Annotated in this window: 11 protein-coding genes; 3 read left to right on the top strand and 8 right to left on the bottom strand. The window is 73.5% G+C overall.

Translation table 11 applies throughout. The annotated features are described in order from the left end of the window. Window positions 1-67: 67 nt before the first annotated feature. The 5 genes from ACRRSS_RS10655 to ACRRSS_RS10635 all read right to left on the bottom strand — a co-directional run bounded on the left by ACRRSS_RS10655 (window position 68) and on the right by ACRRSS_RS10635 (window position 6865). Window positions 68-3181 carry an NPCBM/NEW2 domain-containing protein gene (locus ACRRSS_RS10655; protein ID WP_435970971.1) on the bottom strand — a complete coding sequence of 1038 codons (3114 nt, stop codon included), beginning with the start codon at window positions 3179-3181 and terminating at the stop codon, window positions 68-70. 113 nt (window positions 3182-3294) lie between these two features. After that, entirely contained in the window at window positions 3295-4524 is a 1230-nt protein-coding gene (gene mshC / locus ACRRSS_RS10650; protein WP_435970970.1) for a cysteine--1-D-myo-inosityl 2-amino-2-deoxy-alpha-D-glucopyranoside ligase, read from the bottom strand. 189 nt (window positions 4525-4713) lie between these two features. Continuing rightward, on the bottom strand, window positions 4714-5520 hold the full coding sequence (locus tag ACRRSS_RS10645) for an SCO1664 family protein (protein ID WP_435970969.1): 807 nt from the start codon (window positions 5518-5520) through the stop codon (window positions 4714-4716). Then, the gene (locus tag ACRRSS_RS10640) at window positions 5517-6107 is read right to left on the bottom strand and encodes a DUF3090 domain-containing protein (protein WP_435970968.1); all 591 of its coding nucleotides are present in this window, start codon (window positions 6105-6107) and stop codon (window positions 5517-5519) included. Before ACRRSS_RS10640 ends, ACRRSS_RS10645 begins: the two co-directional genes overlap by 4 nt. 68 nt (window positions 6108-6175) lie before the next feature. Beyond that, window positions 6176-6865, bottom strand: a complete 690-nt coding sequence (locus tag ACRRSS_RS10635; RefSeq protein ID WP_435970967.1) for a histidine phosphatase family protein — start codon at window positions 6863-6865, stop codon at window positions 6176-6178. A 130-nt stretch (window positions 6866-6995) separates the two neighbouring features. Here ACRRSS_RS10635 and ACRRSS_RS10630 point away from each other — a divergent pair, with 130 nt between their 5' ends. Further along, a complete protein-coding gene (locus ACRRSS_RS10630; protein WP_435975298.1) occupies window positions 6996-7988 on the top strand; it encodes a magnesium and cobalt transport protein CorA in 993 nt (330 codons plus the stop codon). A gap of 83 nt (window positions 7989-8071) precedes the next feature. Here the strand turns inward: ACRRSS_RS10630 and ACRRSS_RS10625 are convergent, their stop codons facing one another. Both ACRRSS_RS10625 and ACRRSS_RS10620 read right to left on the bottom strand, forming a co-directional pair. Next, on the bottom strand, window positions 8072-8857 hold the full coding sequence (locus tag ACRRSS_RS10625; protein ID WP_435970966.1) for a ferritin-like domain-containing protein: 786 nt from the start codon (window positions 8855-8857) through the stop codon (window positions 8072-8074). A 232-nt stretch (window positions 8858-9089) separates the two neighbouring features. After that, the gene (locus tag ACRRSS_RS10620; RefSeq protein ID WP_435970965.1) at window positions 9090-10139 is read right to left on the bottom strand and encodes an LLM class F420-dependent oxidoreductase; all 1050 of its coding nucleotides are present in this window, start codon (window positions 10137-10139) and stop codon (window positions 9090-9092) included. Window positions 10140-10269: 130 nt separating this feature from the next. On the opposite strand from ACRRSS_RS10620, the gene ACRRSS_RS10615 reads away from it, so the two are divergent. Both ACRRSS_RS10615 and ACRRSS_RS10610 read left to right on the top strand, forming a co-directional pair. Beyond that, window positions 10270-11247, top strand: a complete 978-nt coding sequence (locus ACRRSS_RS10615) for an aldo/keto reductase (RefSeq protein ID WP_435970964.1) — start codon at window positions 10270-10272, stop codon at window positions 11245-11247. Then, complete coding sequence (locus ACRRSS_RS10610; protein WP_435970963.1) at window positions 11244-13577, top strand: helix-hairpin-helix domain-containing protein; 2334 nt, start codon at window positions 11244-11246, stop codon at window positions 13575-13577. The genes ACRRSS_RS10615 and ACRRSS_RS10610 overlap by 4 nt, the downstream gene beginning before the upstream one ends. Window positions 13578-13678: 101 nt before the next feature. Here ACRRSS_RS10610 and ACRRSS_RS10605 read toward each other — a convergent pair whose 3' ends face one another. Further along, on the bottom strand, window positions 13679-14338 hold the full coding sequence (locus ACRRSS_RS10605; protein WP_435970962.1) for a hypothetical protein: 660 nt from the start codon (window positions 14336-14338) through the stop codon (window positions 13679-13681). Window positions 14339-14360: the final 22 nt, after the last annotated feature.

The following is a 14360-nucleotide window of genomic DNA, read 5'->3' as shown; positions in this document are numbered from 1 at the left end:
GGGCGCCCCAGGGCGCCCCTCCCGTTCCTTGGTTCACACGCCTTCGCGCATCAGGCGCCGGCCCGCGTCACGCGCAGTCGAACCGGGCCGCCGCCCAGTCCGCGTGGTCGCCGCTCTTGGACCCGTTGGTGTCCGTGATCCGCAGCCGGAGATGCCGTGCTCCGGTCACGTCGACGTTCACGGGCAGGGTCGCGGAGGCCCCGGTGAGCCGGGGCGAGGTCCACAGGACCTTGCCGTCGGCCTCGACGGAGAAGGCCACGTCGCCGTAGCCGTTGATCTCGTCGTCGATGCCGACGTCGGCGGTGAAGGCGGTGCAGCGGCCGCCGAGGTAGACCTCGATGTCGGAGTCGGCGTGCGCGCCGATGCCCTTGTCGTAGGTCTGTCCGGCCAGGGTGAGCGGCCGGCCGTCGGCGGCGCCGGACTCGCCGTTGGAGCGGTCTCGTTCGGGCGGGCCCCAGCCGTTGGTGGAGCGCAGCCAGACGAGGTCGCTCGCCCAGGCGTCGCCGGTCGGCGGCGGGGGCATCACCCCGACCGCGAACCGCTGGGTGGCGGTGCGGTCGGTGCCGGCCGCGCGGTGGCGGGCGGTCGCGGTGAGGGTCGCCTCTCCGGGCTTCGCGTCCGCCGCCGGGGTGACGGTGACCTCGACCCGGCGGGTGGTGCCGGCCGGGATCCGGGTGACCGGGGCGGCCGGGGTGACCTGCCAGCCGGCCGGGGCGGCCACGGAGACCCGTACGTCCGTGGCGTCCCGGGTGCCCGCGGTGACGTCCACGGCGACGGTGCCGGGCGCTCCGGCGCCGAGCTCCTGCGCCGCGGGGACGGCGAGGACGGCGGAGGCGCCCCGGACCGCGCCGCCGACGGCGCTGGTGTCGGTCAGCGCCAGCTCGAAGGCGCGGCCGGTGGAGAGGGCGGCGGTCCTGACCCGGACCACTCCCCCGCGGTCGTCGCGGTCGTACCACCAGCCCTGGGCGGCGGCGTCGAAGGCGGCGCGGGAGGTGAGGGCGGGCAGCTCGCGCCCGTCGAGCCGGACGGCGCCGGGGGCGTCGCCGGTGTGGACCGTGAAGGTGTAGGGCCGGGCCGTCGGCTTGCCGGTGTACGAGCCCTTGCTCGCGCCGACGCGGACGGTCACGTCGCCGGGGCCGCCGTTCGGGGCGCGGACCTCGGCGCGCTGGGTGGCGTACCGGCCGGTGCGGTGCTCGCGGGTGACGCCGTCGTCCTCGTACAGCTCGAAGGAGGAGTCGCCCTTGGGGTAGATGTCCCAGGCGATCGGGTCGCCGGGGGCGCGGTCGGTGTACGAGCGGATGTCGCCGGGCCACATCGGGACGGTCGCCCCGGCCCGTACGAAGAGGGGCAGGGTGTCGAGCGGGGCGCTGTAGTCGTCGAGGGTGACGGGGCCCTCGTGGACGCGTCCGCTCCAGTAGTCGATCCAGGTGCCCCTGGGGAGGTAGATGCCGTCGCGCTCCACCGCGTCCTGGTAGACGGGGGCGACGAGGAAGTCCTCGCCGCTGAGGAACTCGTACTTGGCGGCCTCGGTCGCGGCCTTCGGGTCGTCCGGGTACTCCAGGGCGAGCGGCCGCGCGAGGCCGACGCCGGTCTTCGTGGCCCGGTGGGCGTGGCTGTAGATGTACGGGAGCAGGGCCTCGTGGAGCTTGAGGGAGGCGCGGTTGACGCTGGTGTAGGGCTCGCCGTACCGGAAGGGCTGCTTGTCGCTGGCGGCCCAGCCGTCCATGGTCATCGTGACCGGCAGGAAGGTCTTCCACTGGAGGTCGCGGGTGTACGTCTTGGCGCTGCCGCCGAAGATGCCGTCGACGTCACCGGTGGTGTAGGCGAGGCCGGACATGGAGGCGCCCGCGTAGGTCGGGATCTGCCAGCGGATGTACTCCCAGGTGCCGGACTGGTCACCGGACCACTGGACGCCGCAGCGCTGGGCGCCGGACCAGCTCTCGGGGGCCCAGGTGAAGCCGCGGGCGTCGCTGTGGGCCTCGATGCCGGCGTGGGCGTCCTTGCAGCCGTCGAGGGCGAACTTGTAGCCCTCGCCGACCCAGGCGACGTCGAGCTTGGCGACCCGCTGGCCGGCCTTGACCTGCTCTTCGAGCTTGTCGATGCCGTCCTCGGTCCAGAGGCCGAGCTTCATGCCGCGGTCGCCGAGCCCGGCGGAGACCTCGGCGAGGTTCTCGTAGCCGCAGCCGTAGCCGTCGTTGACGAGCATCCAGCCGTTGGGCATGTCGTTCTCGACGTAGCCGTCGGCGACCTTCAGGGCGTCGAGGGTGCGGCGCTCGCCCCGGTTGGCGTTGTGGAGGTAGCAGTCGGCGTCGCCTATCTCCAGGCCGTAGACGGGCGGCAGGAAGGGCTTGCCGGTGAGCCGGGTGTACTGGCCGATGACGTCCTTGGCGGCGTCGGCGCCGGTACCGGCGAAGTAGTAGGCGTCGAAGCGCCGTTCCTTCGCGCTGGTGGTGACGGGCTCGGTGAAGGCGTAGGTGTTCGGGGCGTAGGTGTTGCGGTAGACGCCGTATCCGGCGGAGGAGAGGTAGAAGGGGACGGAGTTGGGGTGGCCGCCGTCGTTCCAGTTGTAGTCGACGCCGACCTCGACGGTCTTGTCGCGGTGGGAGGTGTTGCCGCGCCCGTTCTGCATGCCGGCGCCGTAGAACTGCTCGGTGGTGCCGCGGGCGAGGGTCTGGGTGGTGCGGTCGGCGGTCCAGCTGAGTCCGCGGGCCTCGCTCCAGAGCGGGGTGCCGTCGGCGCGTACGGCGGCGAAGCGGAGCGGTGACTTGTAGGCGCGCAGGGTCACCTCGGCGGTGCTCAGTTCGTAGCGGTCGCCCCGGTCGCGCCAGCGGGTGGCCGGGGGCGGGCCCTGGGGCAGGGTGATGTCGCTGCCGGTGGCGTCGGTGAAGGTGCCGTCGGGGGCGAGTTCGATGCGGAAGGTGTCGGCGGTGACGAAGCTGACCCTGGCCTGGGCCTGGCCGGCGGTCAGCCGGTAGACGGGGCCGGCGGCGGCGAACCCGGTGAGGTCGCCGACGGTGGTGTCCGGTTCCTGGGCCGCGGTGCCGGCGTCTCCGGCCGGGTCGGCGCTGTCGGCGCTGTCGGTGGGGAGGGCCGTGGCGGTGGCGCCGGGTCCCGCGAAGGCGGCGAGGAACCCGAGCAGTGCGCCGGCGACTGCAGCTCTCATGCGCATTGATGATTGCATGGAGCCTATTTAGCGCAGATTCGAGCAGTGCGACAGGGCAAAAAGGAACCGCCCCCGGACTTCCCGAAGAAAGTCCAAGGGCGGTTGCACAAAAGGGAGTTGGGCGGTGACCTCTACAGGGCGACGCCCAGGAGCGCGTCGACGGCACGGGAGACGAGACCGGGCGCGGAGTCGTCGGTGCCGCCCTCGGCCGTCTGGAGCGCGGCCCAGCGGTCGACCGCGGCGAGCGCGGTCGGGGCGTCGAGGTCGTCGGAGAGCGCATCGCGGAGCTCCTCGACGAGCGCGTCGGCGGACGGGCCGTCGGGGCGGGACACGGCGGCGCGCCAGCGGCCGAGGCGCTCCACGGCGTCCTGGAGGACCTGGTCGGTCCACTCCCAGTCGGCGCGGTAGTGGTGGGAGAGGAGCGCGAGCCGGATGGCGGCCGGGTCGACGCCGTCACGGCGGAGCCGCGAGACGAAGACGAGGTTGCCCCGGGACTTGGACATCTTCTCGCCGTCGAGGCCGACCATGCCGGCGTGGACGTACGCCTTGGCCATGGGGAACTCGCCGGTGAGGGTCTGAGCGTGGGAGGCGCCCATCTCGTGGTGCGGGAAGATCAGGTCGGAGCCGCCGCCCTGCACGTCGAAGCCCATGCCGAGGTGGTCGAGGGCGATGGCGACGCACTCGATGTGCCAGCCGGGGCGGCCGGCGCCCAGGCTGCCGCCGTCCCAGCTCGGCTCGCCCTCGCGGGCGGCCATCCAGAGCATCGGGTCGAGCGGGTTCTTCTTGCCGGGGCGCTCGGGGTCGCCGCCGCGCTCGGCGGAGAGGTGGCGCATCAGCTCGGTGTCGTAGTTCGAGACCTCGCCGAAGTGCGGGTCGGCGTCGACGGAGAAGTAGATGTCTCCTTCGAGCTCGTAGGCGGCGCCGGAGTCCCGGAGGCGCTCCACGAGCGGGACGATGCCGGGTATGGCCTCGACCGCGCCGATGTAGTGCCGCGGGGGCAGCATCCGCAGGGCGGTCATGTCCTCGCGGAAGAGGGCGGTCTCGCGCTCGGCGAGTCCGACCCAGTCGACCCCGTCGCGGATCGCGCGCTCCAGGAGCGGGTCGTCCACGTCCGTCACGTTCTGGACGTAGTGCACCTGCCGCTTGGTGTCGAGCCACACGCGCTGCACGAGGTCGAACGCGTTGTAGGTCGCCGCGTGACCCAGGTGGGTCGCGTCGTACGGCGTGATGCCGCAGACGTAGATACGGGCGACGGGACCGGGGGCGAGGGTCACTCGTCCACCGGTCGAGGTGTCGTGGATCCGGAGGTCGCGGCCCTTGCCGGGAAGGGCGGGGACCTCAGAAGCGGGCCAGGCATGCATGACCCGAGCGTAACCGGACAGCTGTTCCGGATACGAACCGGATCCGGGATCTTGACCGATTAGGCACTCTTGCGGGTCGGAGGGGTGCGTGCATACCCCCCAGGGGTGCAGCCCCCTCTTCGGCCCCTTGGCCGGAACTTTTCGGTCTCTCGGAGGGTACGGCGGTGATCCGGGCCGGAACCCGTGGCCTCAGACCGGCGGCCAGGGGATCGCCGGCCACTGCCCCGAGGGCTCCGGGTGCCGGCCGGTGGCCCGCAGCGCCGCCACGCGGGCGCGTACCGCCGCCACCTCGGCGCCGGTGAGCAGTTCCGCCAGACGGGCGGCGAGGGGCGCTCCCACGGCCAGGGAGCGGTCGAGCGCGGCGAGCACCCCGGCCGCCTCGGCGGGCAGCTCCTCGCCCGCCCAGCCCCACAGCAGGGTGCGCAGCTTGTCGTCGACGTGGAAGGTGACGCCGTGGTCGATGCCGTAGAGCCGTCCGTCCGGGGTGGGCAGCAGATGGCCGCCCTTGCGGTCGCTGTTGTTGATGACGGCGTCCAGGACGGCGAGCCGCCGCAGTTCGGGCGTGTCGGCGTGGACGAGCAGCGCGGTGCGGTCCTCGGCGATCTGGGCGGGCCCCACGGCCTTCCAGCCCTCGCCCGCCTCGTCGTCCTCGGTGAGGGCGAGCAGCCGGGCCCCGGGGTCCGCCTCGATCCACAGCTGGACCATGCCCTCCCCGTACGGTCCGTCGCGGAGCACCGTCGGCGGGACCAGGCCCCAGCCGGTGGCCTCGGAGATCTCGTACGCGGCGACCTCGCGCTGGGCCAGGGTGCCGTCGGGGAAGTCCCACAGCGGCTGCTCGCCCGCGACCGGTTTGTAGACACAGGACGCTTCCCGTCCCCCGTGGGCGACGGAGCAGTACAGGACGGCGTTGGAGGCCTCGCGGACCTGGCCGCGGACGGTCAGCTCACCGTGGGCGAGCAGCTCGGCGTCGGTCGGCGTCGGGGGGCTGCTGCTCATGCTCCGCGGCGGTATCCGTTCTGGCGCGGGCAGACATGGCCCTCGGGGTCGAGCGGCAGGCTGCACAGCGGGCACGGCGGCCGGCCCGCGTTGACCACGTCCAGGGCCCGCTTGGCGAAGGCGCGCGCCTGGGCGCCGCTGAGGCGGACCCGGAGCATCGGCGGGCCGTTCTCCTCGTCCTGGAGCAGCCGCTCCTCGGCCTCGGCGAGGTCCTCCTCGGAGTCCACGTCGAGTTCGACGAGTGCCTGCGCCTCGACGATCATGCGCTGCTCCTCGCCGTCCCAGGCGAGCGCCATGGTGCCGACCCGGAACTCCTCCTCGACCGGTACGTCGAGGGGGGCGGTGTCGGCCACCTCGACGGGGGCGACGGCGGGGACGGGCGCGTTGCCCCCGGTGCGGCGGACGACCTCGTCGAGGAGTTCGTCCATGCGCTCGGCGAGGGCGCTGACCTGTGTCTTCTCCAGGGCGACGCTGGTGACCCGGCCGCCGGCGGACGCCTGGAGGAAGAACGTACGGCGGCCAGGCAGCCCGACCGTACCGGCCACGAAACGCTCCGGTGGGTCGTAGAGGAACACCTGACGGGACACGTTTCCCGGCTCCCTTGCGTCTCGACAGTCGTACTACAGCGGCGCGTCCACCCTACTGCGCGGAAGGATCACGGCGCGCCCGCGCCGCCCCCGACCTCAGCCGTCCCACCGCCGTCGGTGTGCTCCCGTGGCGCGAATCCGGCGAAGTCCCCGGTGTCGCCGAGGCGGACGAGGAAGGGACGCAGGCGCGTGTAGCGGATGACGGTGACGGAGCAGGGGTCGACGTGGAGGCGCTGGAAGAGGTCCAGGTGGAGGCCGAGGGCGTCCGCCACGATCGACTTGACGATGTCGCCGTGCGAGCACATCACATAGCAGGCGTCCTCGCCGTGCTCGGCCTCGATCCGGGCGTTCCAGTCGTGGACGGCGTCGACGGCGCGGGCCTGCATCGCGCGCAGGGACTCGCCGCCGGGGAAGGCCGCGGCGGAGGCGTGCGCCTGGACGACCTCCATCAGGGGTTCGTCGTTCAGTTCGGCCAGCTTCCGGCCGGACCAGTCGCCGTAGTCGCACTCGTTGATCCGGTCCTCGACGTGCAGCGGCAGCTCCGGGCGGGCGTCGAGCAGCGGCCGGACCGTCTGCCGGCAGCGCTGGAGCGGGCTGGAGACGACGGCGGCGAGCGGGATGTCCGCGAGGCGTCCGGGGAGCGCGGCAGCCTGCCCGGCCCCCCGCTCGTCGAGGGAGATCCCGGGTGTGCGTCCGGCGAGGACCCCGGAGGTGTTGGCGGTGGAGCGTCCGTGCCGGACGAGGATCAGCGTGGCCATGCCGGCCAGCCTAGGCGGTGCCCGGCCGTCCCTGCCGTGCCCGGCCGGGGTGGCCGCTTTCCGGCCGTATCGGGGCCCGCGGACGGCCCGGACGGATCCACGCGTGCGTGGAGCGCGCGTTCGATGGAGAATACGGCGCGTGATCGTGGACTCTGCCATCTACCGGGACGGGCGCCGTACGGACGGCCCCGCCGACCTCTCCGACGCGCTCGACGAGGCGCGGGCCACCGGGGACGCCTTTCTCTGGGTGGGGCTGCACGAGCCCACGGAGGCGGAGTTCGACCACGTCGCCTCGGAGTTCGCGCTGCACCCGCTGGCGGTCGAGGACGCCCTGAAGGCCCACCAGCGCCCGAAGCTGGAGGTCTACGACGACTCGCTGTTCGCGGTGCTCAAGCCGATCCTCTACGAGCCGGAGAGCGACCGGGTCTCCTCCGGCGAGCTGATGCTGTTCATGGGCGACTCGTTCGTGGTGACCGTCCGGCACGGCGAGGGCGCGCCCCTCGCGGAGGTCCGCCGGCGGCTCGAGGCCGACCCCGAGGTGCTGAAGCACGGGCCGACGTCGGTGCTGTACGCGGTGAGCGACGCGATCGTGGACCACTACCTCGACGTGGCCGCCGAGCTCCAGGTCGACCTGGAGGAGCTGGAGGCGGACGTGTTCGCGCCCACCGGGGGCAATCCGGCGAACACCGCGGAGCGGATCTACACGGCGAAGCGGCAGGTCCTGGAGTTCCGGCGGGCCAGCGTGCCGCTCGCCGGGCCGATGGCCCGGCTGACGGCCGGTTCGGTACCGTTCGTGAACGAGCGGTCGCACCCCTTCTTCCGGGACGTCAACGACCACCTGCTGCGCGCCAACGAACAGGTGGAGGGGCTCGACCGGCTCCTGTCCGACGTCCTGTCGGCCCATCTCGCGCAGATGGGGGTGCGGCAGAACGACGACATGCGGAAGATCTCGGCGTGGGCGGCCATGGCCGCGGTCCCCACGATGGTCGCGGGGATCTACGGCATGAACTTCGACCACATGCCGGAGCTGCGCTGGGTGGCGTCGTACCCGGTGGTGATCGCCGTGATGGCGGGCATCGTCCTGGGGCTGTACCGGCTCTTCAAACGGCGCGGCTGGATGTGACGGCACGTTCGTGACGGCGGCCCCGTGACCGGCCGGGACGGGACGGCCGGAAGGTGTCGCCCGCCCCGGGTCCCTGGCCCGCCTCAGAAGGCGGGGGCGGGGGTCGCGGGTCCGCCGAGGGCGTCGAGCCTCTCGGGCGTCTTCAGGCCCACCATCCGGTGCCAGCCGGCGAGCCGTTCGTACGCGTACATCCCGCGGATTCCGGCGGCGAGGACGGCCGCCTTGGGGCGGGGCCAGCGCAGGATCCGTCCCATGTGCCCCATCACGGCGAGGCTGACGTCGCGGTAGACCTGGATCTCGACGAGGGCGGAGTCGCGCAGGGTCCGCTGGATGAGCCGGCCGTGGCCCTCGCGCGCGAGGCGGAGCAGTTCCTCGTGGCAGTAGGCGAGGTGGTTCGCCTCGTCGTTGTCGATCATGTGGATGGCCCTGCCGAGTTCGGGGTGGTCCCCGAAGTACGTGACGAGCATGTCCATCTGGTCGGCGGCCCGCTGCTCGGTGACCCTGCTGTGGGCGAGGTAGACGATGATGTCCCGCTCGGTCAGGGGCTCGTCGCGGCGCAGCTTGTCGTGCGCGAGGCCGATGCCGCGCTGTTCGAGCAACTTCGTGTAGTCGGTGTCGGGCGGTACGGGGACGGGTTCGAGGCCGCGCTTCTTCATCAACGCGTTGAAGATCCGGCCGTGCTTGTCCTCGTCGGCGCCGTGCCGGGTGATCTTGGGCGTGAGGTCCTTCATACCGGGCGCGACGAGGGCCGCGATCCTGGCGTTCTCCCAGCCGCCCTGGGTCTCACCGCTGGCCGCGATGGAGCAGAAGAGCCGGAAGGACTCGTCGTTGTCGATGATTTCCTGGAACAGGCCCTTGGCCGTGAGCATCGCCGCCACCTCCGTGCGCGTTCCGCGCTCCGTCCGCCCCGGACCACGAGTCAAATGCGGTCCGGGGCGAGGGGCAACAGGAGGGCCGGGCGACTCGGCCGAAAGAGTGAGACCCGGGGGCGTAACCGGGGGCCCTGTGAAGCCGTTGTGCTGCATGACGGCCGTGGCGGGGAAGACCCCCGAGCCCCCACCACGGCCGCGGAAATCCTTCGGTTCCCTCGACGACGAACCGCTACGCCAGGCCCGCCCGCTCAGCCGCCTCCACACCCGCCCGCAGCGCCGCGAGGCGCTCGTCGAGGGTGAAACCGGCCGGGGCGAGGGTGAGGGTGGTGACCCCGGCCTCCGCGTAGGCCGTCATCCGCTCGGCGATCCGCTCGACCGGGCCGAGCAGGGCGGTCTGGTCGATCAGGCTCTGGGGGACGGCGGCCGCGGCGCCCGCCTTGTCGCCGGCCAGGTACTTGTCCTGGATCTCGGCGGCCTCCTTCTCGTAGCCCATGCGCTGCGCGAGCTGGTTGTAGAAGTTCTGCTTGCGGCTGCCCATGCCGCCGACGTACAGCGCCGTGTACGGGCGGAAGACGTCCGCGAGGGCGTCGACGTCGTCGCCGAGGGCCAACGGCACGGTGGGACAGACGTCGAAGCCGTCCATCGTCAGACCGGCCTTCTCGCGGCCCGCGCGCAGGTGCCGGAGCGCGGTCTCCTCCAGATGGGCGGCGGAGGGGAAGATCAGCAGGGCGCCGTCGGCGATCTCGCCGGTCTGCTCCAGGTTCCTGGGACCGATGGCGGCGATGTAGAGCGGGATGTGCTCGCGCTCCGGGTGGACGGTGAGCTTGATGGGCTTGCCGGGACCGCCGGGGAGCGGCAGGGTCCAGTGCTCGCCGTCGTAGCTGAGGCGCTCCCGGGTCATCGCCTTGCGGACGATCTCGACGTACTCGCGGGTCCTGGCGAGCGGCTTGTCGAACTTCACGCCGTACCAGCCCTCGGAGACCTGGGGTCCGGAGACGCCGAGGCCGAGGCGGAAACGACCGCCGGTGAGCGAGTCGAGGGTGGCGGCGGTCATCGCCGTCATCGCGGGCTGCCGGGCGGGGATCTGCATGATCGCGGAGCCGACGTCGATCCGTTCGGTCTTCGCCGCGACCCAGGCGAGGACGGTGGGGGCGTCGGAGCCGTAGGCCTCGGCGGCCCAGCAGACGTCGTAGCCGAGGCGGTCCGCCTCCTGGGCGACGGCGAGGTTGTCGCCGTCCATTCCCGCACCCCAGTAGCCGAGGTTGATGCCGAGCCGCATGTCCACGCACCCCTTACCCATCGGTAACGTCTCTGTGGGCCGGACTCTAGCGCGCGCCCGGGGCATCCGTCAGGACGCGGTTGTCCACAGGCTCTCTCCGCGTGGTGCCCTGGCCAGTAATCTCGCGGCCATGGAGCAGAGGCATCTCGGACGTACCGGCCTGCGTGTGTCGCGCATCGGACTCGGCACCCTCACCTGGGGCCGGGACACCGACGAGCACGACGCCGCCGAGCAGTTGAAGTCGTTCTGGGACGCGGGCGGCACGCTCGTGGACACCGCCGACGTGTACGGCGGGGGCGAGGCGGAGTATCTGCTCGGGCGCCTGATGGAGCGGCTCGTCTCCCGGCAGGACCTCGTCCTGTCGACCAAGGCGGGCAGCGTCCCGGACCCCGACCGGCGTACGGACGGTTCGCGCGGGCACCTGCTCGCCGCGCTCGACGCCTCCCTCGCCCGGCTCGGCACGGACCACGTCGACCTGTGGCAACTCCACGCCTACGACCCGCACACACCTCTGGAGGAGTCCCTCCAGGCCCTCGACATCGCCGTACGCAGCGGGCGCGCGCGGTACGCGGGCGTGGCGAACTTCTGCGGCTGGCAGCTCGCCAAGGCAGGCACCTGGCAGCTCGGCGGGGACCGGACCCGGCTCGCGGGGGCGCAGCTGGAGTACTCGCTGCTCCAGCGGGGCGTGGAGCGGGAGGTACTGCCGGCCGCCCAGGACCTCGGGATAGGCCTGCTGCCCTCCTCGCCGCTCGGGCGCGGGGTCCTGACCGGCAAGTACCGCACCGGGACCCCCACGGACTCGCGGGGCGCGTCCGAGACCTTGGGGCCCTTCGTGGAGCCGTACCTGGACGAGGCGGCGAGCCGGATCGTGGACGCGGTCGCGACGGCGGCCGACGGGCTCGCGACGACGCCGCTCCACGTGGCGCTCGCCTGGGTCCGCGACCGGCCGGGGGTGACCGCCCCGATCGTCGGCGCGCGCACGGCGCGGCAGCTCGCGGCCGCGTTGTCGGTGGAGACCCTTAGTCTTCCTGACGAGATCTGTCGGGCGCTGGACGATGTGTCGGCGCCCGTGCACCGCTATCCGGATCACGACTGGAGCACCTTGTGACCGAGCCTTCCGGGGAGACCGCGCCCGAGGCACCCGAGGACGTGGAGCCCACCGAGGACGCGCGGGAGAACGCGCGAGGGGCCGAACCGGCCCAGGACGCCGAGGACCCGGGCGCGGCCCGGGGGGCCGATTCCGAGGACCCGGGCAAGGTCCGGGAGACCACCGCCGAGGAACCGGGCGAGATCCCGGAGACCACCGCCGAGAGCCGGGACCAGGCCGCCCACGGCACCGCCGAGGAACCCGGCACGGCGGCCGAGGAATCCGACGCGTCGGCGGACGACACCTCCGAGGCGCCGGGCATCTCGCCCGAGGGCGCGGCGGAGGAGTCCGGCGCGGCCGTCGCCGGGGGCGCCGACACGCCCGAGGTGAGCGACGCGCAGGCCGAACTCGCCGCGCAGCGGGAGCTGCGGGCCAGGATCGAGGCGCGCAAGGCCGACAAGGAGGGCCCCGTGGCGAGCGGGGCCAAGCTGAGCGGCACGGCGGCCGACCTGCTCGCGGCCGTCCGGGCGGTGGAGGGCGGCGCGGCCTCCGGCAGCACGTTCTACGAGGCCCCCGAGCCCGCGCCGAGGCGCCCCGCCCCCGAGGCGGCCCCGGCCATGACCGTCCGGCCGCCGGTACCGGCACAGGCCTCCGCGCCGGCGCCCGGGACCACGGCCGCCGTGCGCGAGGTCCTCGCCAAGGGCGGCGCCCCCGAGACGCTGGCGGGGCAGGTAGCCGCCGTGCTCGGCGAGAACGCGGCCGACGCGCTGCTCGCCGACCCCTGGCAGCTGCTCGCGGTGGCCGGGGTGCGCCCCGAACAGGCCGACGGTTTCGCGCGGGCGCTGCTCGGCGCCGCCTGCGGCCCCGACGACCCGCGCCGGACGGTCGCCCTGACCGTGTGGCTCCTGGAGCGGGCCGCCCTCCAGGGACACACCGCGCTGGAGGTCCAGGCCGTGCGCGCCGGTCTCGCCGGGCACGCGGTGCCCGACCCGGAGTCGGCCGTCGAGGAGGCGGTCTCGGCGGGCGCGGTCCTCGTCTTCCAGGAGGAGGAGACCGCGCGGGAGGAGAACGAAGAGGACGAGGAGGAGCCGGCGGAGGCCGTCGCCGAGGAACCGGCCTCGCCCGTGCTGCTCGGGCTCGACCGGTACGCGCTGGCGGAGGAGAGCCTCGCGGACGGACTCGCCCGGCTGGTCAGGACGGCGACGGCCGACACCTGGGAGGGCTCGGAGCTGACGCGGGCCACCGGGGCGTACGGCCTCGTCCTGCACACCGGCGGCGAGGCCTCCCGCGCCGAGCCGGTGGCACTGGCGACGGCGGCCCGTGAGCGCGGGCTGCGCGCCCTGGTCGCCGTGCACGCGAACGGCGGGCGACGCGCGCCGGGCCTCGCCGGGACGGACGCGGTGACGGTCGCCGCACTGCTCTCCGGTACGGCAGGTCCCGGCCGCGACGAGGAGGGCGCGCTCGCCCTCGACCTCCTGGTGGTCCTCGACGCGCCGCAGCTGGACGTGGAGACGGCCGCGATGCTCGTGGAGTCGCTTCCCGACGGCTGCCGTCTGGTGCTGAGCGGCGACCCGGAGGTGCTGGGCGCGCCGGGCGCGGGCCGGGTCTTCGCCGATGTGCTGGCGGCCCGGGTGTGCCCCCGGATCGCCTCCCGGCTGCCCGACCCCGGGCCGCTCGGCGAGCTGGTCTCGGGCATCGGAGCCGGGGAGCTGAACCAGGTCGAGGCCCCCGGCAAGGAGATCGTGATCGTCCCGGTGCGGGACGCGGGCGAGGCCGTGCACCGCGCGGTCCAGCTGGTGGCGGACTCGGTGCCGCGGGCGATCGGGGTGCCGTCGGAGCAGACGCAGGTCGTCACGGTCGGCCACGGCGGCTCGGCCGGTACGCGCGCGCTGAACGCGGCCCTCAAGGAGCGGCTCAATCCCGGCCCCGGCCGGTTCGGGGGCTACGACCCCGGGGACCGGGTGGCGTACGCGCCCGTGCCCGGGCGGACGGTGACGGGGTCGGTGCTCTCGGCCGACGCCGAGGGGCTGCGGCTGCGGTGTGGGGACGAGGAGCTCGTCGTACCGAGGGAGCGGGTGGAGTCGACGCTGCGGCACGGCTGGGCGCTCACCGCGCACCAGGCCGCCGGGGCGCGCTGGCCCGCGGTGGTCGTCGTGCTGCCGGGGGACGCCGCCGGGGGGCTGAGCCGGCCGTGGGTGTACACGGCCTTCGGCCGGGCGGAGCGCCATCTGTCGGTCGTGCACGGCGTGGACCAGGCGCTGGCCCGCGCGGTGGCCGAGGGGGTGGCTCCGGAGCGTACGACGCGACTGCGACCGCTCCTGGAAACCCTGCTCGCCACGCCCGAGGAGTAGTCGGGCGAGGAGAGGACGGCCGAAATGCCGGGGCCGGTCGGCGACCGGCACAACGGCGGGGGCCGGGACACCGATCGCGGTGTCCCGGCCCCCGCCGTTCCTCAGGAGCCGGAGACGCCGGCCCCTTCCTCCTCGTCGTCGTCCTCGTCCTCGTCGAAGACGGCGCTGACGTCGAAACGGCAGACGATCCGCTCCGGATCGGCGTGCTCGAAGGGGGCGTTGAGCCACTCCCCCGGTTCCGGGAGTTCCTCGGCGGCGGTGACCCAGAGGGTGGAGTCGCCCTCCTCCAGGCCGAACTCCTTGTGCCGGGAGGCGATCTCGTCCGGCTCGAACTCGCCGAAGAGCACGCCGAGCGCGGCGAGCGGCGAGACCCCGGCCCTGGCGGCCGCCCCCGTGGGGTCCGCGTCGCCGTCGATCTCGGCGACACGGCGGGCCTGGGCCAGCAGGCGTTGCGGTTCGGCCACGGCATAGTCGCGGCGGATCAGGAGGCTGAGGGCATGAGGTTCGTCAGGTCCGGCGTAGGGCGGCAGCGTCCCGTCCGCCCCGGGGATCTCGAAGGGAGTGACCTCGTCGTAGCGGTCGTAGAGGATCTCGTCGTACCCCTCGGCCGCCGCGGCGAGGGCGTTGAAGGCTTCGTAGACGGCCGTGTCATCGTCCCCCGTGCGGCGTTCGACCGCCGCGAGGTGACGGTCCAGTGCGGCTTTGACCGCCTCGGCGGCGGCACGTACCTCGGCAGCGGTGGGCTGCGCAGCATCAGACATGGGACAGACGCTATCCGTACCG

This window comes from Streptomyces sp. Qhu_M48 (assembly GCF_051305195.1).
GTDB lineage: Bacteria > Actinomycetota > Actinomycetes > Streptomycetales > Streptomycetaceae > Streptomyces.
Note: the sequence above shows the minus strand (reverse complement) of the source record. Positions and strands in the feature narration are given on the sequence as shown.

Bases quoted from the DNA above. Each gene is read 5' to 3' on its own strand.
- ACRRSS_RS10615 (WP_435970964.1), top strand. From the start codon at position 10,270: ATGGAGCAGAGGCATCTCGGACGTACCGGCCTGCGTGTGTCGCGCATC.
- ACRRSS_RS10645 (WP_435970969.1), bottom strand. From the start codon at position 5,520: ATGAGCAGCAGCCCCCCGACGCCGACCGACGCCGAGCTGCTCGCCCAC.
- ACRRSS_RS10620 (WP_435970965.1), bottom strand. From the start codon at position 10,139: ATGCGGCTCGGCATCAACCTCGGCTACTGGGGTGCGGGAATGGACGGC.
- ACRRSS_RS10655 (WP_435970971.1), bottom strand. From the start codon at position 3,181: ATGCAATCATCAATGCGCATGAGAGCTGCAGTCGCCGGCGCACTGCTC.
- ACRRSS_RS10605 (WP_435970962.1), bottom strand. From the start codon at position 14,338: ATGTCTGATGCTGCGCAGCCCACCGCTGCCGAGGTACGTGCCGCCGCC.
- mshC (WP_435970970.1), bottom strand. From the start codon at position 4,524: ATGCATGCCTGGCCCGCTTCTGAGGTCCCCGCCCTTCCCGGCAAGGGC.
- ACRRSS_RS10635 (WP_435970967.1), bottom strand. From the start codon at position 6,865: ATGGCCACGCTGATCCTCGTCCGGCACGGACGCTCCACCGCCAACACC.
- ACRRSS_RS10625 (WP_435970966.1), bottom strand. From the start codon at position 8,857: ATGCTCACGGCCAAGGGCCTGTTCCAGGAAATCATCGACAACGACGAG.